Source organism: Roseomonas sp. GC11 (genome assembly GCF_024437745.1).
In the GTDB taxonomy this organism is placed as follows: domain Bacteria; phylum Pseudomonadota; class Alphaproteobacteria; order Acetobacterales; family Acetobacteraceae; genus Pseudoroseomonas.
In genome coordinates this window covers 1-21,177 of the sequence record NZ_JANFNY010000008.1, presented here as the reverse complement: position 1 = coordinate 21,177, position 21,177 = coordinate 1, and the positions used below count along the sequence as shown (strand labels likewise).

At 70.8% G+C, this 21,177-nt stretch carries 19 protein-coding genes; 8 read left to right on the top strand and 11 right to left on the bottom strand.

Annotated features, from left to right (window positions below):
- The first annotated feature begins 7 nt into the window (after positions 1 to 7).
- Positions 8 to 1,345 (top strand): LLM class flavin-dependent oxidoreductase, encoded by a 1,338-nt coding sequence (locus NON00_RS04145; RefSeq protein WP_256017823.1) that lies wholly within the window; start codon positions 8 to 10, stop codon positions 1,343 to 1,345.
- Positions 1,346 to 1,408: 63 nt separating this feature from the next.
- Here NON00_RS04145 and NON00_RS04140 read toward each other — a convergent pair whose 3' ends face one another.
- From NON00_RS04140 to NON00_RS04105, 8 genes are all read right to left on the bottom strand, one after another.
- On the bottom strand, positions 1,409 to 3,001 hold the full coding sequence (locus tag NON00_RS04140) for an ABC transporter substrate-binding protein (protein WP_256017822.1): 1,593 nt from the start codon (positions 2,999 to 3,001) through the stop codon (positions 1,409 to 1,411).
- 168 nt (positions 3,002 to 3,169) lie between these two features.
- Entirely contained in the window at positions 3,170 to 4,402 is a 1,233-nt protein-coding gene (locus NON00_RS04135; RefSeq protein WP_256017821.1) for a flavin-dependent oxidoreductase, read from the bottom strand.
- A gap of 168 nt (positions 4,403 to 4,570) precedes the next feature.
- Positions 4,571 to 5,020 (bottom strand): cupin domain-containing protein, encoded by a 450-nt coding sequence (locus tag NON00_RS04130; RefSeq protein ID WP_256017820.1) that lies wholly within the window; start codon positions 5,018 to 5,020, stop codon positions 4,571 to 4,573.
- Positions 5,021 to 5,038: 18 nt separating this feature from the next.
- Entirely contained in the window at positions 5,039 to 5,734 is a 696-nt protein-coding gene (locus NON00_RS04125; protein ID WP_256017875.1) for an ABC transporter ATP-binding protein, read from the bottom strand.
- Positions 5,734 to 6,486 (bottom strand): ABC transporter ATP-binding protein, encoded by a 753-nt coding sequence (locus NON00_RS04120; protein WP_256017819.1) that lies wholly within the window; start codon positions 6,484 to 6,486, stop codon positions 5,734 to 5,736. The genes NON00_RS04125 and NON00_RS04120 overlap by 1 nt, the downstream gene beginning before the upstream one ends.
- Entirely contained in the window at positions 6,486 to 7,454 is a 969-nt protein-coding gene (locus tag NON00_RS04115) for a branched-chain amino acid ABC transporter permease (RefSeq protein WP_256017818.1), read from the bottom strand. The genes NON00_RS04120 and NON00_RS04115 overlap by 1 nt, the downstream gene beginning before the upstream one ends.
- Positions 7,451 to 8,368: a branched-chain amino acid ABC transporter permease gene (locus tag NON00_RS04110; RefSeq protein WP_256017817.1), complete on the bottom strand. Its 918-nt coding sequence runs from the start codon at positions 8,366 to 8,368 to the stop codon at positions 7,451 to 7,453. Before NON00_RS04110 ends, NON00_RS04115 begins: the two co-directional genes overlap by 4 nt.
- Positions 8,368 to 9,546, bottom strand: a complete 1,179-nt coding sequence (locus tag NON00_RS04105; protein WP_256017816.1) for an ABC transporter substrate-binding protein — start codon at positions 9,544 to 9,546, stop codon at positions 8,368 to 8,370. The genes NON00_RS04110 and NON00_RS04105 overlap by 1 nt, the downstream gene beginning before the upstream one ends.
- 202 nt (positions 9,547 to 9,748) lie before the next feature.
- Here NON00_RS04105 and NON00_RS04100 point away from each other — a divergent pair, with 202 nt between their 5' ends.
- Complete coding sequence (locus tag NON00_RS04100; RefSeq protein WP_256017815.1) at positions 9,749 to 10,720, top strand: AraC family transcriptional regulator; 972 nt, start codon at positions 9,749 to 9,751, stop codon at positions 10,718 to 10,720.
- Between the two features lie 127 nt (positions 10,721 to 10,847).
- Here the strand turns inward: NON00_RS04100 and NON00_RS04095 are convergent, their stop codons facing one another.
- On the bottom strand, positions 10,848 to 12,191 hold the full coding sequence (locus NON00_RS04095; protein ID WP_256017814.1) for an FAD-binding oxidoreductase: 1,344 nt from the start codon (positions 12,189 to 12,191) through the stop codon (positions 10,848 to 10,850).
- Positions 12,192 to 12,451: 260 nt separating this feature from the next.
- Here NON00_RS04095 and NON00_RS04090 point away from each other — a divergent pair, with 260 nt between their 5' ends.
- On the top strand, positions 12,452 to 12,994 hold the full coding sequence (locus tag NON00_RS04090) for a hypothetical protein (protein WP_256017813.1): 543 nt from the start codon (positions 12,452 to 12,454) through the stop codon (positions 12,992 to 12,994).
- Positions 12,995 to 13,069: 75 nt separating this feature from the next.
- Here the strand turns inward: NON00_RS04090 and NON00_RS04085 are convergent, their stop codons facing one another.
- Positions 13,070 to 13,978: an ABC transporter ATP-binding protein gene (locus NON00_RS04085; RefSeq protein WP_256017812.1), complete on the bottom strand. Its 909-nt coding sequence runs from the start codon at positions 13,976 to 13,978 to the stop codon at positions 13,070 to 13,072.
- Entirely contained in the window at positions 13,975 to 14,994 is a 1,020-nt protein-coding gene (locus tag NON00_RS04080) for an ABC transporter ATP-binding protein (protein WP_256017811.1), read from the bottom strand. The genes NON00_RS04085 and NON00_RS04080 overlap by 4 nt, the downstream gene beginning before the upstream one ends.
- Before the next feature lie 172 nt (positions 14,995 to 15,166).
- Here NON00_RS04080 and NON00_RS04075 point away from each other — a divergent pair, with 172 nt between their 5' ends.
- The 5 genes from NON00_RS04075 to NON00_RS04055 form a co-directional block, all read left to right on the top strand.
- Positions 15,167 to 15,670 carry a sigma-70 family RNA polymerase sigma factor gene (locus tag NON00_RS04075; RefSeq protein WP_256017810.1) on the top strand — a complete coding sequence of 168 codons (504 nt, stop codon included), beginning with the start codon at positions 15,167 to 15,169 and terminating at the stop codon, positions 15,668 to 15,670.
- Positions 15,667 to 16,632 carry a FecR family protein gene (locus tag NON00_RS04070; protein WP_256017809.1) on the top strand — a complete coding sequence of 322 codons (966 nt, stop codon included), beginning with the start codon at positions 15,667 to 15,669 and terminating at the stop codon, positions 16,630 to 16,632. Before NON00_RS04075 ends, NON00_RS04070 begins: the two co-directional genes overlap by 4 nt.
- Positions 16,633 to 16,799: 167 nt before the next feature.
- Positions 16,800 to 19,211 carry a TonB-dependent siderophore receptor gene (locus tag NON00_RS04065; protein ID WP_256017808.1) on the top strand — a complete coding sequence of 804 codons (2,412 nt, stop codon included), beginning with the start codon at positions 16,800 to 16,802 and terminating at the stop codon, positions 19,209 to 19,211.
- A 98-nt stretch (positions 19,212 to 19,309) separates the two neighbouring features.
- Positions 19,310 to 20,146, top strand: a complete 837-nt coding sequence (locus NON00_RS04060; protein ID WP_256017807.1) for an ABC transporter substrate-binding protein — start codon at positions 19,310 to 19,312, stop codon at positions 20,144 to 20,146.
- The coding region (locus tag NON00_RS04055; RefSeq protein WP_256017806.1) for an iron chelate uptake ABC transporter family permease subunit at positions 20,139 to 21,177 on the top strand (1,039 nt) is incomplete at its 3' end. The genes NON00_RS04060 and NON00_RS04055, both read left to right, overlap by 8 nt.

Below are 21,177 nucleotides of genomic sequence, written 5' to 3'. Positions count from 1 at the left end.
GACGCGCATGAGCAAGCAGCCGATGCGCCCGGTGCCGATGCGCCTTGGCCTGTTCCTGCAGGGAGCGGGCCACCACGTGGCGGGCTGGCGGCACCCGGAGGCGGAATCGGGCGGTGAGAACCTGCCCCTGCTCCGCCGCATCGCCGCCACCGCCGAGGCGGGAAAATTCGATCTCCTCTTCCTCGCCGACGGGCTGACGACGGGGGCGGATGCCCACCCCTCCACCATCGCGCGGATCGAGCCGCTGGTGCTGCTCTCGGCCCTGGCGATGGTGACGCGGCAGATCGGCCTCGCCGCCACCGCCTCGACGACCTACAGCGAGCCTTTCCACGTCGCGCGCGTCTTCGCCTCGCTTGACCATGTCTCGGGCGGGCGGGCGGCGTGGAATGCGGTGACCACCTCCTATGCCCGCTCGGCGGCGAATTTCTCGCGCGGCGAGCACCCGGCGCATGATGAGCGCTACGCGATCGCCGAGGAATTCCTCCAGGTGGTGCGCGGGCTGTGGGACAGCTTCGACGACGGCGCCATCATCCAGGACAAGGCCAGCGGGCATTTCATCCGCCCCGGCGCGCTGCGCACGCTCGACCATGCGGGGCGGTATTTCTCGGTGAAGGGGCCGCTCAACGTCTCGCGGCCGCCGCAGGGGCACCCCGTCGTCATCCAGGCGGGCTCCTCGGCGCCGGGGCAGCGGCTGGCGGCGCGCACGGCGGACATGGTCTTCACCGCGCAGCAGACGCTGGAGGAGGGCCGTGCCTTCACCCAGGGGCTGAAGCAGCAGGCCCGCGCCTTTGGCCGCGACCCGGACCACCTTCTGGTCCTGCCCGGTGTCTGCCCGGTGATCGGCGGCACGGAGGCCGAGGCCCGCGCCCTCTATGCCGAGCTTCAGGGCGGGATCGACCCGGCGGCGGCGATCCGCCTGCTGTCCGACCGGCTGGGGCACGACATCAGCGGCTTCGACCTCGATGGCCCCCTGCCCGACCTGCCGGAGAGCGACCAGCTCCAGAGCCGCGCCAGACTGCTGACCGACCTCGCCCGCACGCAGAATCTGACGCTGCGGGAGCTGTATTATCTGGTGGCCGGGGCGCGCGGGCACCGCATCGTCTGGGGCAGGCCCGAGCAGATCGCCGATGCGCTGGAAAGCTGGTTCCGGGCCGGGGCGGCGGATGGCTTCAACATCATGCCGCCCTTCTTCCCGACGCAGTTCGAGCGCTTCGTCGAGGATGTGCTGCCCATCCTGCGCCGGCGCGGCCTGGCCAGGACAGACTATGACGGGCCGACGCTGCGCGAGAATCTGGGCCTGCCGCGGCCGGCGAATGCCTTCTCCCGGCAGGCGGCGGCCGAATAGGCCCGCCGCCCCGGAGAGGGGCGCGCCCGCCGGCGGTGGGGGACCGCCGGCGGGAGCACGGCCTCAGGGCTTGCGCACCTCGGCATAGGAGTTGTCATTCGCCATGGTGGCGAGGCGCACCCCCTCCACTCCCTTGCGGCAGGCGGCGGTGGTGGTGCCCTGGAGCAGGAAGGCGAAGGGGCTGGCCTGCATATGGTCGCGCTGGAGCGCCTCGTAGAGAGCGAGGCGGCGGGTGCCGTCCGTCTCCGCCAGGGCGGCCAGGGAGCGCTCCGTCATCGCCGCATCCTGCCAGTTGTTGCGCCAGGCCAGGGTGCGGGCGCGCGCCTCCGGCCCGTTATCGGCATTGACGCAGAAGGCTTCCGCATTGGTGTTCGGGTCGAAATAATCCGCCCCCCAGGCGGTGAGCGCCATCTCGTGCTGGCGGGAGCGCGTCTTGGTCAGCACCTGCCGGTTCTCGCCGGGCAGCATCCGCAGCCGGATGCCGATGGCGGCGAGGTCCGCCTGCAGCGCCTGGGCGATGTCCGGGTAGGGCTGGGCGTTGTAGTGATCCAGCGTGATCTCGAAGCCATCGGCCAGCCCGGCCTCGGCCAGCAGGGCGCGCGCCCGGGCGGGATCCTTGCGGAAGGTCGTTTCCGTCACGGCGCCGGGAAAACCGCGCGGCAGGAAGCTCTGGTGCACCTGGTGCGTCAGCGCCGCGAGATTGGCCTGGATCGACTCATAATCGATGGCCCATTTGATCGCCTGCCGCACCGCCACCTTGGACAAGGCGGGATGCGCCACGTTCATCTGCAGCAGCATCAGCGTGGCATTCTGCCGGCGCAGCAGCTCGAAGCCGGGCTGGCCCTGGAGTGCCTTGATCTGCTCGGTGGTGAGGTTGCGCGCGATGTCCACATCCCCCGTGCGCAGCATCAGCAGCTGGGTCGAGGGATCGACGACATGGCGCAGGATGATGCGGCGGATGCCCCCCGCCCCGCGCTGCGGCGTGGCCTCCAGGATGGCGCTCTCGCTCGGCTTCCAGCTGCGCAGCGCCCAGGGGCCGGAGCCCGCCGAATTCTGCCGCAGCCAGCCATTGCCAAGATCATCCCCCTGGGCATGGGCCAGCAGCGCCGCCTTCTCGACAATGCTGCCGACATTGGCGGAGAGGCAATAGAGCAGGAAGGCCGGGGAATGCTGCCCCACCGGCTCCACCTCCAGGGTGCGGGCATCGCGGGCGCGCAGGCGCGCCGCCGCATTCTCCCGCGTGAAGCCGAACTGGGTGAGGATGAAGGCCGGGGCCTTGTTCATCGTCACGGCGCGCGCCAGGGAGAAGGCGGCATCCTCCGCCGTCACCGGGGCGCCGGAGGCGAAGCGGGCATCCGCCCGCAGGGTGAAGCGCAGCCCGCCGCCCGGCATCACCTCCCAGCGCTCGGCGAGGTCGCCCAGCAATTCCTCCGGCCGCTCGGGATGCGGCCGCACCAGCCGCTGATACATGTTGTTGGCGATCTCGCCCGCCACCGCCTCGAAGCTTTCATGCGGGTCGAGGCTGGTGACGTTGTCGAGCTGCTGCGCCACGACCAGCACGCTCTTCGGCGTCTCGGCATAGGCCGCGCGCCAGGAATTGTAGCTGAAGAAGGCGGCGGCCGAGCTGGCCCCCAGCAGGAAGGAACGGCGATCCATGGCGGAGAACGGGCCTTTCGAGGCAGGAAGCCGCAAGGCGCGCCACGGGGGCGGCGGGGCGTGCCTTGCCATCGGGCCAGGATTAGGCGGCGCGGGCGCCGCTGGCCAGGGCCCTTCTCTTCCCTCCCCGTCCTCTCCTTCCTGCCCCCTCCTTCCCCCCGCTGCCTCTCAGCCGGGGGAGGACGCCACGGCGAAGCCGGCCAGCCGGGCATAGCCCTGCGCCACCTCCGCCACCTCGCGCGGGTCGATCACATCCTCCAGCCGCGTGAAGCCCGCCGGGGCGCGTTCGGCCAGCAGGTCGATCACCCGTTCCGGCCCGCCGGTGCGGTTGGAGCGGATGATGGCCGCCGTGGCCGGCAGGCGCTCCGCCTCGTAGCGCGCCAGGGCCTCGGGCGCCGGGTGGCGCTCCAGCAGGTCAGCCAGGCAGCGCGCATCCAGGATGGCCTGGGAGGCGCCATTGGAACCCACCGGATACATCGCATGCGCCGCGTCGCCGAGCAGGGTGACGCGCCCCTGGGTCCAGAAGGGCAGCGGGTCGCGGTCGCACATCGGATACTCAAAAATATCCGGCGTGGCGCGGATCAGCGCCTCCACCGCGATGAAGGGCAGGTTCAGGCGGCCGGCGAAGGCCGCGAAATCCTCGTAGCGCCCGCGGCGGGACCAGCTTTCGCGCGCCGGCAGAGGGGCGCCGGGTTCTGCGGTGCGGGCATAGATCACCCAGTTGGTCAGCCGCGTCTCCGGCGTCAGCCCCGGCGCGATGGGGTAGAGCACGAGCTTGGCCACCCCATCCCCCGCCACCACCATGGCATCCCCGCCCTCGAAGGCGGGCCACTCCACCGCGCCGCGCCACATCTGGATGCCGTTCCAGCGGATGCCAGGGTCCTGCGGATGCAGCAGGGCACGCAGCGCCGAATGGATGCCATCGGCGCCGACCAGCACGTCCCCGCGCTCCAGGCTTTCCGTGCCATCGGCGGCGGTGAGGCGGACGGTCACAGCCTCGCCCTCCTGCGTGACGGCGGTGAGGCGCTGGCCGGGCCGGATCGCCTCCCTGCCCAGGCGCCGCGCGGCCTCCTCCCACAGCATCGCCTGCAAGCGGCCGCGATGGATGGAGAATTGCGGCACATCGTGCCCGCCATGCATCCCGCGCGGCTCGGACCAGATGGTCTGGCCAAGATGGTTGGCATAGGTCAGCCGGCGGGTGCGGATGCCGATGGCATCCAGCTGCGGCAGCAGACCCAGCGCCGCCAGTTCGCGGATGCAGTGCGGCAGGGCGTTGATGCCGACGCCAAGCGGCCGCACCTCGGCCGCGGCCTCGAAGAGAGCGCAGCCGATGCCGCGCTGGTGCAGCATCAGGGCCAGGGTCAGGCCGCCAATGCCTCCCCCGGCGATCAGGACACGCATGGTCACATCTCCCTGGCAGGCAGGATGGCCTCACCGGAAAAACGGGCTCGGAACACGGGGGAAGGCAGGCGGGACAACCGGGCGGGAGGCCACGCCCGGCATGCCCCCCCCCGGCCCAGGCTGGCGGCCCAGGCTGGCGGCCCAGGCCTGGCGGCCCAGGCTGGCAGCTCAGGCCGGCGGCGGCAGGAAGTGGATATTGTGCTCGGCGGCGACGCGCACGACCTCGGCCGGGTCGGCCAGGTTGTGCAGGCGCGTGAACAGCGTGTAGAGCTGCCGCGACGGCGCCACCCAGAACAGGGCGCGCACCGGCAGGGCGGAGCGGTTGAAGATGCCGTGCTGCGAGCCCATCGGCATGCGGATCAGGTCCCCCGCCTTCGCCTTGGCCTCCGAGCCGTTCAGCCAGATGTCGAACTCGCCCTCCAGCACGCGGATGAACTCGTCCTGGTCCGGATGCGCATGCGGCGGCACGAAGGTGCCGGGGGGGAAGAGCGTGTCGAAGGCGAAGGAATGCTCGGTATGCTGCACCGGCTTGTAGGTCTGGCCCAGGATGTTCCAGACCACCCCGCCAATGCCTTCCCCGGCGGGGGTAATGCCCGCGTCATTGACCGGTATCGTCATCGCGTTGTCTCCCTTGTCTCACACATGCAGATAGGCCTCGCGCAGTTCCGGCGCGGCAGCGAGCGCGGCGCTCGTGCCCGACCAGACGTCGCGGCCCTTCTCGATCACCACGGCGCGGTCCGCGAGGCGGAGCACCGCGCCGAGATTCTTGTCCACCAGCAGGATGGACAGCCCCTCCCGCTTCAGCGTGGCGAGGACGGACCAGATCTCCGCCCGGATCACCGGGGCCAGCCCTTCCGTTGCCTCATCCAGCACCAGCAGGTGGGGGTTGGTCATCAGCGCGCGGCCGATGGCCAGCATCTGCTGCTCGCCGCCCGAGAGGCGGCTGCCGAGGTTGCGTCGCCGCTCGCGCAGGCGGGGGAACAACGCATAGACCTCCGCCAGTGACCAGCGCGCCCCGGCCCGCAGCGCCGCCGTGGCGACGAGGTTTTCCTCCACCGTCAGCGTCGGGAAGATCTGCCGCCCCTCCGGCACCAGGCCAATGCCGAGCTGCGCCACCTGGTGCGGCTTCATCCCCGCGAGGTCATGACCGCGGAAGCGGCGCCCCCCGCCCCGGCTGGGCAGCAGCCCGAGCAGGGCGCGCAGACTCGTCGTCTTGCCCATGCCGTTGCGGCCAAGCAGCGCCAGGACTTCGCCCTGGGCGACAGCGAGAGAAAAACCGTGCAGCACCATTGTCTCGCCATAGCCGGCGCGCAGGCTGTCGATCTCCAGCATCATGCCAGCTCGTCCTCGCCGAGATAGGCGGCGCGCACCTCGGGATGGGCACGGATCTCCTCCGGCGTGCCGCTGGCGATGAGCTGACCATAGACCAGCACGGAAATGCGGTCCGCCAGGGCGAAGACGGCCTGCATGTCGTGCTCGACCAGCAGGATGGCGTAATCGCCGCGCAGGGCGCGCAGCAGCGCGACGAGGCGCGCCGTCTCCTCCGGCCCGGCCCCGGCCAATGGCTCGTCCAGCAGCAGCAGGCTGGGGGCGGAGGCGAGCGCGATAGCCAGTTCCAGCTGCCGCTTCTCGCCATGCGAGAGCGTGCCCGCCACCGCCCCGGCGCGATGGCCGAGGCCGACGCGTTCCAGCGCCGCGCGGGCGGGGGCGTTCAGTGCCTCCTCCGCCTCGGCGCGGCGGAAGAAGCGGAAAGAGGAGCCGCTGCGCGCCTGCACCGCCAGCGCCACATTGGCCAGGGCGGTAAAGCCGGGGATGATGCAGGTGATCTGGAAGCTGCGCGCCAAGCCGAGCCGCGCCCGCGCCGGCAGGTCCAGCGCCGTCACATCCTGGCCGCGGAACAGCACCTGCCCGGCATCAGGGCGCAGCGTGCCGCTGATCTGGTGGATCAGCGTCGTCTTGCCCGCGCCATTGGGGCCGATCACCGCATGGATCTCGCCCGGTGCCACCGCCAGCGAGACGCCGCGCGTCACCGCCAGGGCGCCGAAGCTCTTGCTCAGGCCGCGCAGTTCGAGGAGGGGCGCCATCACCGTGCCCTCCGGTCCAGAGTCTGGACAAGCTTCTGGGCGAGCAGCGCCGGCAGCCCCGCCAGCCCGCCGCGCAGGAAGATCACCGCCAGGATCAGCAGCGGGCCGAAGAGCAGCCGCCAGTGGTCCCAGAGATGGGAGAGCACCTCCTCCGCCAGCACCAGTGCCAGGGCACCGAGCAGGGCGCCATGCAGATGCCCCACCCCGCCCAGGATCACCATGAACAGGAGGTCCGCCGAACGCGGCCAGGAGAGTATCGCCGGAGAGACGAATTCCATGGCATTCGCCATCAGCGCCCCGGCCAGCCCGGCCAGCGCCCCGGCGATGGTCATGGCCACAAGGCGATACGGGTAAGGGGACAGGCCGAGCGCGCGCACCCGCATCGGCTCTTCCTTCGCCGCGCGCAGCACCCGGCCGAAGCGGCTCTCCAGCAGCATGGAGCAGAACAGCCAGGTGGCGGCGGCCAGCCCCAGGCAGAGGTAATGGAAGGGCAGCCGCCCCTCCAGCAGCCGCGCGCCCAGGAATTCCGTGCGGCCATAGAGGGTATAGCCATCATCCCCGCCCAGGGCGGAGAGCGAGGAGGTGGCGAAATAGACCATCTGCCCGAAGGCCAGGGTGATCATGATGAAATGCACGCCCCCTGTGCGCAGCGAGACAAGGCCCGTCAGCAGCGCATAAAGGGCAGCCGCCAGGATGGCGGCGGGGAAGACGACGGCGCCCTCCGTGATGCCAAGCAGGTCGAGCGTGGCCACGGCATAGGCGCCGATGCCGAGTGCCGCCGCATGGCCCAGGCTGGCCAGCCCCGCGCCGCCGACCAGCAGCGAGAGGCTGGTGGCAGCGATGCCCAGGATCATCGCCCGTGCCAGCAGCCCGAGCGAGAAGCCATCCTGCACGCCGAGCACCGGCACCAGGGCCAGCGCCAGCAGCAGGGCGAGCGGCAGCGCCTGCCGGCGCAGCAGGGCGGTCATGCCCGCACGCCCCCGAACAGGCCGGCCGGGCGGAAGGCGAGGATGCCCGCCATCAGCAGATAGACCAGCATGGAGGCCAGCGCCGCCCCCGCCTGCCGCGCCGGGGCGGCATCAAGCACCAGCCGCAGCAAGTCCGGCAGCATGGCCTTGCCCAGCGTATCGACCAGCCCGACCAGCAAAGCCGCCAGGAAAGCGCCCCGGATGGAGCCGATGCCACCGATGACGATGACGACGAAGGCGAGGATCAGCACCGTATCCCCCATTCGCGGCACCACGGCGAAGACCGGCCCGGCCAGCGCGCCGCCAAAGCCCGCCAGCATCGCCCCGAAGCCAAAGACGATGGTGAAGAGGCGGCGGATATCGACGCCAAGCGCCGAGACCATCGGCGCATTGCTCGCCCCGGCGCGCACCAGCATGCCCATGCGCGTGCGCTCCACCAGCAGCCACAGCAGCAGCCCCACCCCCAGCCCGGCGCCGATGATGACCAGCCGGTAGACCGGGTAGAGCAGCCCCGGCATCAGCACGATGCTGCCCAGCCCCTCTGGCTGCGGCACCGGCAGCGGCGCGCTGCCCCAGAGGGCGCGCACCGCCTCGTCCAGGAAGAGGATGACGCCGAAGGTGGCCAGCACCTGGCTCAGATGGTCACGGTCATAGAGATGGCGGAAGACGAGGAATTCCAGCAGCAGCCCCGCCGCCAGCGAGAGTGGCAGCGCCAGCAGCAGGCCGAGCCAGAAGCTGCCCGTCCAGATGCCGAGCGAGGCGGCGAGATAGGCGCCCAGCATGTACTGCACGCCATGCGCCAGGTTGATGAAGTGCATGACGCCGAAGACCAGCGTCAGCCCGGCGGCCACCAGGAAAAGCAGCACGCCGAGTTGCACGCCATTCAGCAGCTGGACCAGGAAGAGGCCGGACATCACCCGCGGAACCGGCATTCGCCGGCATAGGGATCGGTGTCGTTCTCCAGCACCTTGCGCACCGTTGCCGTGGCGAATTTCCCGTCCGGACGCTTCACCACCTTGCAGAGCCAGAAATCCTGCACCGGATAGTGGTTGCGGCCGAAGGCGAAGCGCCCGCGCAGGGAGGGGAAATCCGCCTTTTCCAGCGCGGCGCGCAGGGCGGGCTTGTCGCTGGTGCGGCCACCCGTGGCCTTCAGGGCGGAGTCGATCAGCAGCGCGGCGTCATAGGATTGCGCGGCGTAATTGCCGGGGACGTAGTTATAGGCCGCTTCGAAATCACGCACGAAACGCTGGCTGGCCTCGCCCGGGAAGTCCGGCGCCCAGGTGGCGGCGGTGAAGAAGCCCAGCGCCGCATCCTGCTGTGCCGGCAGCGTCGCCTCGTCCACCGTGAAGGTGGAGAGGAAGGGGATATTGGCCAGCCCCGCCTGCCGGTATTGCCGCACCAGATTCACCCCGAGCCCGCCGGGCATGAAGGTGAAGATGGCATCCGGCTTCAACGCCGCGATGCGCGCCACCTCGGCCGAGAAGTCGAGCTGGTTGAGCGGGACATAGACCTCGTCCACCACCTCGCCCTTGAAGCGGCTCTTGAAGCCGTTCACGGCGTCCTTGCCCGCCTGGTAGTTGGGAACGAGGATGAAGACGCGCTTGTAGCCCTCCTCCTGCGCCACCTGCCCCATGGTCGCGTGCGGCTGGTCGTTCTGGTAGGCGGTGGTGAACATGAAGGGGTTGCAGCCGCGCCCGGCATAGGTCGAAGGCCCGGCATTGGTGGTGATCAGGACGGTCTCGCTCTCCGTCACCGGGCGGAAGATCGCCTGGAGCATGTTGCTGAACACCACGCCAACGACGAAATCCACCTTGTCCCGCTCCAGCGCGGCGCGGATCTTCGTCAGGGCCACATCGGGCTTCAGCTCGTCATCGAGCACCAGGGTCTCGACGGGGCGGCCGCCGAGCCTGCCTTCCAGGTGCTTCACACCGGTCAGCCAGCCATCGCGCAGCTGGTTGCCGAGGCTGGCGGCCGGCCCGGACAGGGTGCCGAGAAAGGCAACCTTGACCGGGGCGTTCTGCGCCAGGGCGGGGCGCGCCAGCCCACCGAGCAGCGGCAGGGCGGCGGCACCGAGGACGGTTCGTCTGAGCATGCGTGAAGTCCCTCTCCGTTGCCGCATTGGGCCGGTGGGGCAGGCAGGCCGGCAAGGGCCTTCCGCCATGCCGGCGCAATTTGTTGCGGAAACCGGACAGGGCGCCGCCCACCCGCCGCCGGCGGATAGGGCTGGCCATGGCGTGCCACTTGCATAAGCTGTGCGGAATAAAAGACACGACGCATGGACGAGGCCCCGCACGATGGCGACGCCCCTGGCGAGCACGCTTGCCCCCGCGCCCCTGCTGCGCGCCTGGCGCTATTTCGAATCGCACGACCTGGACGAGACGCGGGAGCGCATCACGCGCGTCCTGGCGCCCCACCACCTGCTGCCGCAGGGCGTGGCGCAGGATGGCGTTTCCCGCATGAGCTTCGTCCGCATGGCCGGGCTGGGCTTCGGGGCGCTGCGCTACGGGGGCGCCATGGGGGTGCGGGTGCCCGAAATGGCGGGCTATCACCTCCTCATCCTCTGCCCGCGGGGGAGTGGCGTCGTGCGGCTGCGCGGCGGTGACGAGATCCGCCTGGATGAGCGCCACGGTTTCGCCTGCGCCCCCGGCCAGAGCTTCGAGGCCAGCTTCTCCGCCGATTGCGAGCAGTTCTTTGTCCGCCTCGATCGTGCGGCCCTGGCGCGCCACCATGGCGAGGGCACCCTGGCCCTGGCGCCGCAGATCGACCTGGCACGCCCGGCCCTGGCCCCTGCCCTCGGCCTGCTGCGCCTGCTGATGCAGGAGGAGGGACTGGCGGAACTGGCCCGCGACCAGCCACGTATCGGGGCGGAGTATGAGCAACTGCTCATCAGCCTGTTGCTGGCCGGCCTGCCTCGCCGCGCGGTGGAGGCCCCCCCGGCCCGTGGAGCCGCACCGGCCATGGTGGTGCGGGCGGAACGCTTCATCCACGCCCATGCCACGGAAGAACTCGACCTCCAGCGCATCGCCACCGCCGCGGGCGTGCCGGTGCGGACCCTGCTGGAGGGCTTCGCGCGTTTCCGGGAAACCAGCCCCATCCGCTATCTGCGGCAGGTGCGGCTGGACATGGCGCGGGAGAAACTCCGGTGCGGCGAGGGAGGCAGTGTGGCCGAGGTGGCCGCTGCCTGCGGCTTCGGCCATCCCGGGCGCTTCAGCCAGGAATACCGGGCACGGTTTGGCGAGATGCCCTCGCAGACCAGAAGGGTCTAATCTTCTTTTTCTGAAGAAAAAGAAGCAAAAAGACTCTTTCAGTTTGGCGCCCCACGGCCTGAGGCGGGACACCAAACTGAGAAAAGTTTTTTGGTTCTTTTTTACAAAAAAGAACCCTTTCTTGTTTTTACATCATTCCCGGCTTCTGGATCGGCGAGCCATCCACCAGTCGCTCATAGCGGAAGGGCGTCGGGTCGACGATCGGCGCGCGGCCGAGGATGAGATCGGCCGCCAGATGCCCGGCGCCGGGCCCGATGCCGAAGCCATGGCCACTATAGCCGGTGGAGAGGAACAGCCCCGGCATCGCCTGCACCGAAGAGATGACGGGCACGGCGTCCGGCGTGGAGTCGATCCAGCCGCCCCACAGCTTCCCCCGCTTCACGCCCTGGAGGGCCGGGAAGGAGATGCCAAGCTGGCGCAACGCCGGGGCGACGATGCTCTCCTTCGGCGTCGGGTCGAGGATGCGCATGTCATCAGCCTCGAAGATGGTGGGCCGGTCCATGCGCCAGGGGCGCATCAACGCCTGCGGCCCCCGGAAGAACGACTCGCCGATGGCAAAGCGCACCATCTTCCGGCGCGCCACCAGGGTGGGCCAGAATTTGAGCGCGTAGCGGATGCCCTGCGGCGTGATCTCGATATCGCCGCGGTTGCTGGCGGCGATGATGTAGCTGCCATCCTCGCGCCGGCCGATGGTGATTTCCGGCGTGTAGAGGCCGCCCGGTGTCACTTCCGCCGCCGGCTCCGTGGCGAAGACGGTGGAGCGGATGCTGGATTGCGGCAGGTCGATGCCATGGCGCTTGAGGAAGAGCGAGGACCAGGCGCCACCGGCCAGCAGCACCGAGCCCGCGCGGACGGTGCCGCGCTCGGTGATGACACCGGCGATGCGCCCACCCTGGATATCCAGCCCGCGCACCGCGCAGCGCTGATGCAGCGTGGCGCCCAGGGCGCGCGCCGCCCCGGCGATGGCGGGGGCCGCCCGGCTCGGCGTTGCCATGCCATCATTCGGGGAATGCACGCCGCCGATCCACTGATCCGCGCCGCTATGGCCCGGGGTCATGGCGCGGGCCTCCTCGGCCGTCAGCAGGCGGCTATGGACCTGGTAGGCGCGGGCCATATCCAGCCATGTGCGCCAGTTCTCCATGTCCTGCCGGCTGCTGGTGGCATAGATCAGCCCGGTGCGGCGGAAGCCGACATCGATGCCCGCCTCGGCTGGCAGGCTCTCCCACAGCGCCATGCTCTTCAGCATCAGCGGGATTTCACGCTCGTCACGGTTCTGCACGCGGCACCAGCCCCAGTTGCGGCTGGATTGCTCCCCGGCGATCACGCCCTTTTCCAGCACCGCGACACGCTGCCCGGCCTTGGCGAGGAAATAGGCGGCCGTGACCCCGGCGATGCCGCCACCGATGATGGCGACATCCACCTCCTGCGGCAGGGTGGCGTCGTCGGCGACGGGCTCGGCAAGCAACGGCATTCGAATGGCTTCCCTTGATCGGCGTAACGGTTTGGTGCGCCAGAGGCAGGACTCTAACGGGGCCTGGAGGGGCAGCAAATGCCAGCCGGGTCACGGGCCGAAAAAGATTTTGCCGTATCGCCCGCCCGCCGCGGCGGGATGTGTGTTTTCTGCGCGCCCTGCCCTCTTTCTGTGCCCTCGCGGGATGCAGGATGGGTTATTGAGAATGATTATCAATAGCGATAATCTCCGCCTCGTGCCGCAGGGAAAGGAAAGCCGCCATGGAGATGACCCACCGGAATGCCGCCACCGCGCCAGCTCCTGGGGCCGACGGGGACCAGCCCAACCTCTGCGCGGCGCTTTCGCCGCTGGAGGGCGCCCTGCTGTGGAGCATGCGCGCCTGGGCGATCGGGCTGAGCCGGGGCATCGCCACGGGCCAGGAAATCGCCGCCCTCTATGCCGATCTCGGCATTCCGGAGGGCGCCGCCGTGCTGGACGCGATGATGCTGGCCCTCAACCAGGGCGCCACGCGGATGATCGACGTCAACTGCGTCTGTCATCCCAACCTCAGCGCCGATGAGCTTGACCTCGTCGATCTGCTCGCCCTGCAGCAGGAGGGGCGGCAGGAGGATGCGGTGGCCGTGCTGCTGGGGATGGCGGCGCCGCGCGATGCGCTGGCCATCGCGCAGCATGCGGGGATGCTGGTGGCGCTGCTGCACCAGGCGGGGCTGCACCTGCCGCGCGGTTCGGCGGCGCTGCGCCGGCATGGCTTCCGCGCGCTGCGGGCCTGGGAAGGTCCGGCGCCCTCCACCTGCCTCCACTGAGAGGGGGCGGGAGATGGCTGAGGGGGCAAGGCCCCCTCAGACCAGCGTCATCAACCAGCGCCTTCAAGCCGCCGCTCAGGCGGCCATGACCCAATGGCCCTGGGTGACTTCCTGCATCACCGCGCCGGGCGGCGGCGGCACGATCTCGTAGGCAATGCGCTGGCGCTGCAACTCGCGGTCCGGGTCCGGGATCGGCGCGGCGGAGAGCAGGGCGCGGGTATAGGGGTGGCGCGGATCGCCGAAGACCTGCGCCGTCGGCCCCATTTCCACGATCCGTCCGCGCAGCATGACGGCGACGCGGTGGCAGAGATAGCGCACCATGCCGAGGTCATGAGCGATGAACAGATAAGCCATGCCCATCTGCTCCTGCAGATCCAGGAAGAGATTGATGATCTGCGCCTGGATCGAGACATCGAGGGCGGTGATCGGCTCATCCGCCACGATCAGCTTCGGCCCCAGCGCGATGGCGCGGGCTATGCCGATGCGCTGGCGCTGGCCGCCCGAGAACTGGTGCGGGAAGCGGTCCATGAAGCGCGGGTCGAGGCCAACCTGGGTGAAGAGCGCGGCCACGCGGTCCCGCTGCTCGCCCTTGCCGGCGACGAGGCCATGGGTGCGCAGCGGCTCCCCCACGCTTTCCCCCACCCGCATGCGCGGGTTGAGCGAGGAGTAAGGGTCCTGGAACACCACCTGCATGCGTCGCCGCACCGCGGCGAGGCCGGCGCCGCCGAGGCGGGTGATGTCCTGCCCCTCGAAGCGGATGCTGCCGGCGCTGGGATCGTCGAGCCGCAGCACCATGCGGCCCGTGGTGCTCTTGCCCGAGCCGGACTCGCCGACAAGGCCGAGCGTCTCGCCGGCCTGGATGTCGAAGGCGACATTGTCCACCGCGCGCATCACCTGCACCGGCTGGCCGAAGAGGCCGCGCCGTGTCACGAAATCCCGCGTCAGGCCCTCGACCGCGAGGAGGGGTGTCCCGGTGCTGCTCATGCTGCCTTCTCCTTCGCCGCGCGCAGGTCATACCAGGCGGCGACCATGTGGCCGGGCGCCCCGCCGGGGGCCTGCACCAGCGGCGGGACCTCCTGCTGGCAGCGCTCGGTGGCCCAGGGGTTGCGGGGGGCGAAAGGGTCGCCCTTGGGGGTCTGGAAGAGATCGGGCGGCTGGCCGCCGATCTGCAGCAGGCGTGGCCGCCGCCCTTCGGCATCCGGCTCCGGCGCCTGCCCGTGATCCGGCAGGGAGCGCAGCAGGCCCCAGGTATAGGCGCTGCGCGTATCGTGGAAGACGGCGCGGGTCGGGCCGCGCTCCTGGATGCGCCCGCCATACATGACCTGCACGGTATCGGCGATGCCGGCGACCACGCCCATGTCGTGGGTGATCCAGATCATCGCCATGCCCAGGCGCTTCTTGAGGTCGCGCATCAGTTCCAGCACCTGGGCCTGGACGGTGACGTCGAGGGCCGTGGTCGGCTCATCGGCGATCAGCAGCTTCGGCTCGCAGGCGATGCCGATGGCGATCATCACCCGCTGCCGCATGCCGCCGGAGAATTCATGCGGGTATTGCGTGACGCGCCGGTGCGGCTCGGGGATGCCGACGAGGTCGAGCAGCTCCACGGCGCGGCGCAGCGCGGCAGCGCGGCTCATGCGGCGGTGGCAGACCAGGGCCTCGACGATCTGCGTGCTGACGCGCAGCACGGGGTTCAGCGCGGTCATCGGGTCCTGGAAGATGATGCCGATCTCCGCGCCACGGATGGCGCGCAGTTCCGGCTCGGACATGGCCAGGAGGTCGCGCCCCCGGAAGAGCGCGCGGCCGCCGGCGATGCGCCCCGGCGGCCGCGGGATCAGCCCGAGCAGGCTCAGCACATGCACGCTCTTGCCGCTGCCGCTTTCGCCCACGACGCCCAGGGTCTCGCCCTCCTCCAGGCTGTAGGTGACCCCGTTGACGGCATGGACCGTGCCTTCGCCGGTATCGAAGCGGACGGTGAGGTCCTGGATGTCGAGAAGGGGCATGCGGCGCTCCGATAAATCGCGAATGATTCTTAATATCAATTTTGAGGTGCCTGCAAGCCACATGGCCCAGCGGCATGGCCCCGGGGCCAGGCTTGGCCTGCGCCTCTTGCCGTCGGGTTTCATAAAGTGATAATAAGTATCAATATCAGTCAGCCGCAGCGCAGGTGCCGGTTTGCCCGACCACAGCCCCCTTGAGCTGTATCTGCGGCATCAGCCGCGGCTGCTCGACTATGCCGCCGCCCTGACCGGGGATCGCAGCAGCGCGGAGGATGTGCTGCAGGACGCCTATTTCCGCCTGCCGGCCGAGGCCAGCACGGCGGAGATCCGCCGCCCCCTCGCCTATCTCTTCCGCATCGTGCGCAACCTGGTCTGGGACCGGGGGCGGCGGCATCTGGCCGACCAGCGCCACCGCGAGCAGCCCGAGGACTGGTTGCACCCCGCCCCGCCCCCCACGCCGGAGGAGGAGGCCGCCCTGCGCCAGAGCCTGCGGCATCTGGCTGCGCATCTCGCGGAATTGCCCGAACAAAGCCGCATCGCGCTCGAAATGCACCGCTTTGGCGGTTATCGGCTGGAGGAGATCGCCGCCCGCCTCGGCGTGTCGGTGCCGACGGCCCATCGCCTTGTGAAGGATGCCCTCTTGCGTCTTGCCGCCGCCCTGCCGGATGCCGCGCCATGACCGGCCCCGCCGCAGACCCGGCGCTGGAAGAGGCACTGGACTGGCTGCTGCGCCTGCGCGAGGCCCCGCATGATGCGGGCCTGCGCCGGGCTCATGCGGCGTGGCTGGCCGCTGCCCCCGCCCATGCCGCCGCCTGGACACGGGCGGCCCACCTCTGGCACGGCCTCGGCGCCGTGGGGCCCCAGCAGCAAAGCCTGCCGCACGCCCGGCAGCCGGCCCGTGCGGTGGCTCCGGTGGCCCTGGCCCGCCGCGCGCTCTGGCCGGCCCTGGCCGCCGGCATCGCCCTGCCCCTGCTCGCCCCCGGTCTGCGGCGGGCGTGGCAGGCCGATCTCAGCACCGGCACCGGCGAACAGCGCAACGCCACTCTGCCGGATGGCAGCCGGATCGCCCTGGCGCCACGCAGCGCGCTGCGGCTGGATTTCGGGCCGGAGCGGCGGTTGCTGGAGGTGCTGGAGGGCGGCGCCTTCCTGGAAGCCGCCACCGCCCCGGCACAACCCCTGCTGGTGCTGGCCCAGGGCACGCGGCTGCGCGTGCCGGGGGCGGATGTCGACCTGCAACTGCTCGGCGGCGGCTTTCAGGTCGCGGTGCAGCGCGGGCAGGTCACGCTGGAGGATGACCGGCCTTCCCCGGCCCTGCGCCAGGAACTCGCGGCGGGGGAGAGCCTCCGGCTCGCGCCCGGGGCCTGCAGCTGGCAGCGCGGGCGGCAGGCCCCGGCCAGCATCGCCACCTGGCGCGATGGCCCGCTCTTCCTGCAGGATACCAGCCTGTCCGACGCCATCGACCTGATCGGGCGCTATCATCACGGCTGGGTGCTGCTGCGGGATGCGACCCTGGGGCAGCGCCGCCTCACCGGGTTGTATGATCCGCGCGAGCCTGAGCGGGCGCTGCGGGCCATGGTGGCGCCGGTGGGGGGTATGGTGCGGCGGCTCTCGCCACTGCTCTATCTGGTCGAGGCCGCCTGAGCATGGCCCCGGCCAATTTTTTCATACGGCCCGTTTTTCATCACGAATGCGGAATTTCTGAAAAACCCGCCGCATGGCCTCGTCTGACACCCTGACTGCGAGTGCGTCGCAATGCCTTCCATGCGACGGCGCCGCAATGGCTGTCACGACAAGGACCGACCCCCTCCATGCCCCATCCCCGGATCGGCCGCCTGGCCTGGCTGCTGGCCAGCACCGCCCTCGCCCTGCTCGCGCCCGCCCCGGCCTCGCCCGGCGCCCGGGCGCAGCAGCCGCCCGCCACCGCCGCGGCGGAAGCGCTCGACTTCGCCATTGCCCCGCAACCCCTGGCCTCGGCGCTGGCGCTGTTCGGGCGGCAGGCGGGGTGGCAGTTCTCGGCTGAGGCCAGCCTGCTCGAAGGGCGCGCCTCGCCGGGGGTGACGGGGCGGATGAGCCGCGCGGCCGCGCTGCACCGCCTGCTCGCCGGCACCGGCCTTGCCGCCCGTGGGGGAGAGAGCGGGGTGGTGATGCTACAGCCCCTGCCCGCCCCCCCTGCCTCCTCCGCCGAGACCACCCTGCCCGAGGTCAGCGTGGCCGCCGCCACGCCACGCGCCACCGATCCCGTCCAGGGCTATCTCGCCACGCTCGGCGCCTCCGCCATGCGCGGAGACACGCCGCTGGTGGAAACGCCGCAATCCCTCTCCGTCGTCCCGCGCGACCAGATGCGCGACACGGCCAGTTCCAGCCTCAGCGATGCGCTGGCCTATACGCCGGGCGTCACCTCGCAATCCTCCACCTTCAGCCGGGCGGTGGATGACTTCATGATCCGCGGCTTCAACGTCGCCGATGCCTATAGCGGCATGATGCGCGACGGGCTGCGCCTCGCCCCCAATGTCTATGCCATGGCGCAGGAGCCTTACGGGCTGGAGCGCATCGAGGTGGTGCGCGGCGCGGCCTCGGTGCTCTATGGCCAGCTCGCCCCCGGCGGCCTCGTCAACAGCCTCAGCAAGCGGCCGACCGAGGCGCCCTTCAGCGAGGTCAATCTCAGCGCCGGCAGCCAGGGCCGCGCCCAGGTCTCAGGTGACACCAGTGGCCGCCTCAACGAGGATGGCACCCTGCTCTACCGGCTGACCGGCCTGTGGCGCGATGGCCAGAACTGGGTGGACCATGTGCGGGATGACCGCGTCTATATCGCCCCCGCCATCACCTGGAAGCCGGATGCCGAGACGGCGCTGACGCTGCTCGCCAGCTACCAGCGCACCTCGACGCAATTCGCACCGCCCATGCCCTATGCCGTGCTCAGCGCCGGCACCATGCCGCGGGACCGCTTCATCGGCGAGCCGGGCTTCGACAAGTTCGAGGTCGAGGCCTATAGCCTCGGCTACACGCTGGAGCGCCGCCTGAGCGATGCGGTCACCTGGCGCAGCAGCGCGCGCGGCTTCTCCTCCACCGGGGCGTGGGACTACCTCACCTATGGCAGCCTCGCGGCCAATGGCCGCCTCAGCCGTGGCGTGAGCGTGCGCGATGAACAGTCCAGCAGCATCACCCTCGACAATTCGCTGGAGACGCGCTTCGCCACCGGCCCGGTCCAGCATACGCTGCTCGCCGGCATCGATTATTTCCATGCCCTCTACAGCTCGCACCGCTACCAGGGCAGCGCCACCAGCCTGAGTATCTACGACCCCGTCTATGGCAGCACCCCCGTGGTGAACCGCAGCGTCGACCGGGGCTCGCGCACCACGGGCGAGCAATATGGCGCCTATCTCCAGGACCAGGCGCGGATCGACCGGCTCGTGCTCTCCCTCGGCCTGCGCTATGACGAGGCCAACCGCCTGACGCATGTCTACCGCAGCGGCAGCGACGTGAAGCAGAATGACAGCGCGGTGACGAGCCGCGCCGGCGCCGTCTATCTCTTCGACAGCGGCTTCGCGCCCTATGTGAGCTTCAGCCAGTCCTTCGCCCAGGTCATCGCGGTGGATGCCAATGGCAATCCGCTCGATCCCTCGCACAGCACGCAATACGAGGCGGGGCTGCGCTACCAGCCGCCAGGGACGGAGCTGCTCTTCTCCTCCGCCGTCTATGAGCTGACCCAGACCAATGCGCTGACGACGGATGCCGCCGGCAACAGCCTGCAATACGGCAAGGTGCGTTCGCGCGGGCTGGAGCTGGAGGCGCGCGGGCAGTTCGGGCCGCTCGGGCTGGTGGCGAGCTATGCCTATACCGATGCCCGCATCCGCAAGAGCGCGCTGCCGGAGGAGGTGGGCCAGCGCGTCGGCCTCATGCCACTCAACACCGCCGCGCTCTGGGCCACCTACAGGATGGACCGCCTCGGCGCGCAGGGTCTGACGCTGGGTGGCGGCCTGCGGTATTTCGGCGAGGACAATATCCCCGGCTATAGCGGCGATGTGCCGGCCTATACGCTGGTCAACGCCATGGCGCGCTATGAACTCGGCGACCTGCTGCCGCAGCTGCCGGGCGCCGCGCTCTCTCTCAATGTCGCCAACCTGACGGGCGAGAAGTATTTCACCTGCTCGGGCACCAGCACGGGCTGCCGCTATGGCGCGCCGCGCAGCTGGCTCGCCACGCTCAGCTACCGCTGGTGAGGCGCCTCCGGGTGAGGCCGGGACAGACGAACCTGCGGCGCAGGAAGCTCCTGCGGGCGGCAGCCCTGGCGCTGCCAGCCCTGGGTGCAGGAAGCGGGATGGCGTGGGCGGCGGCCCCGCCCCGGCTGGTGGCGCTCGACCTGCTGCATGCGGAGTGCCTGCTCACCCTGGAGCTGCGCCCGGCGGCGCTGGCCAATCTGCCGCTCTACCGGCGGCTGGTGGCGGAGCCCGCCCCTCCCGCCGGCCTGCCCGATCTTGGCCCGGCGCAGGAGCCGAACCTGGAATTCCTGGCCGCACTGGCGCCGGATGCCATCCTGGCCCCCTCCGGGCTGCGCGCCTCACTGGCGCGCCTCGGGCAGGTGGCGCCGGTGCTCTGGCTGCCCACCCTCGCGCCGGAGGGCGATGCCACTGGCCTCGCCACCCTGCTGCTGCGCCGCATCGCCGCCCTGGCGGGACGGGAGGCCGAGGCAGCGGCCGAGGAAGCCCGCTTCGCCGCCGCCCTGGCCTCAGCACGGGCGCGCCTCGCCCCCTGCGCCGGGCGGCCGGTTTTTCTGGCCAGGCTGCTGGAGGATGGCCGCAACATCGCCCTGTTCGGTGGCAACAGTATGCTGGGCCATGTCCTGCAGGCGCTCGGGCTGCGCAATGCCTGGCCAGGGCGCGGCAATGCCGCGGGTGTGGCCGTGGCAGGGCTGGAGAGCCTCTTCGCCATGCCGGAAGCCTGGCTGGTGCATTTCGACCGCGGGGCCGAGACGGGGCGCGCCCTGGCCCGCCTCGCCGAGGGCGCGCTCTGGCCTCACCTGCCGGCGCTGCTGGCCAGGAGGGTGCTGGCCCTGCCGGTGGTCTATCCGAATGGCGGCCTCGTCTCGGCCCGCCGCTTCGCCGGGGCACTGGCGGAGGCTCTGCCCCGCGCCGTGGGGGAGAGCCCGCATGGCTGAACGGCGCCTGCCCCTGGCCCGGCCGCTCCCCGGCCCGTCATTCCCCGACCTGTCACTCCTGGGTCTGTCACTCCTGGGCCTGCCCGTGCTGCTGGCGCTGCTGCTGGCGCTGCCGCAGGCCCTCTCCCTCCTCGGTCGCGCCGGGCAGGGCGATGCCCTGGCGGGGCTGCTGTTCTGGCAGGCGGCGCTGCCACGCCTCGCCATGGCGCTGCTGGCAGGGGCGGTGCTCGGCCTCGCCGGGGCAGTGTTCCAGCAGGTGCTGCGCAACCCTCTGGCCGAGCCGGGCACGCTGGGCCTTTTCGCCGGGGCGCGCTTCGCGCTGGTGGGGGCGACGCTCTGGGCGCCGGGGCTGCTGGCCTTCGGCCCCTGGCCGGTCGCGCTCGGCGGCGGGGCGATGGCGGTCGGTCTGGTGCTGCTGCTGGCGCGGCGGCAGGGCTTCGCCCCGCTGGCGGTGATTCTCGCCGGGCTGGTCGTCACCCTCGCGCTGGAGGCGGCCAACAAGGCCCTGCTCTTGGTGCAGTTCGAGGCCCTTCTGGAACTCAGCGCCACCCAGGCCGGGCTGCTGGCGCAAAATGGCTGGCGCGGGGTGGCGCGGCTCGGGCTGCCGGTGCTGGCGCTGCTGCCGCTGGTGGCCCTGCTGCCACGGCCGCTGGCGCTGCTGGAACTGGGGGCGGAGGGGGCACGCTCCGCCGGCCTTTCTCCCGCGCGGCTGCGCCTCGTCGGGTTGCTCCTGGCCATGCTGCTGGCGGGGCTGGTGACGGCGGAACTCGGTGCCCTGGGGGGCATTGGCCTGATCGCCCCGGCCCTGGCCCGGATGGCCGGAGCGCGGCGCCCAGGGCAGCGCCTGAGCTGGAGCGCGCTGGCCGGCGCCGGGCTGCTGGCGCTGACGGATCAGGGCCTGCTCGCCCTGCTTGGCCCTTCCGCGCCCGCCGGCAGTCTGGCGACGCTGCTGGGCACGCCGCTGCTGCTCTGGCTCGTGGCGCGGCAGCGGGCGGCGGGTGCCGCGCCGCAACCGGCGGCCCCCGCCGAGG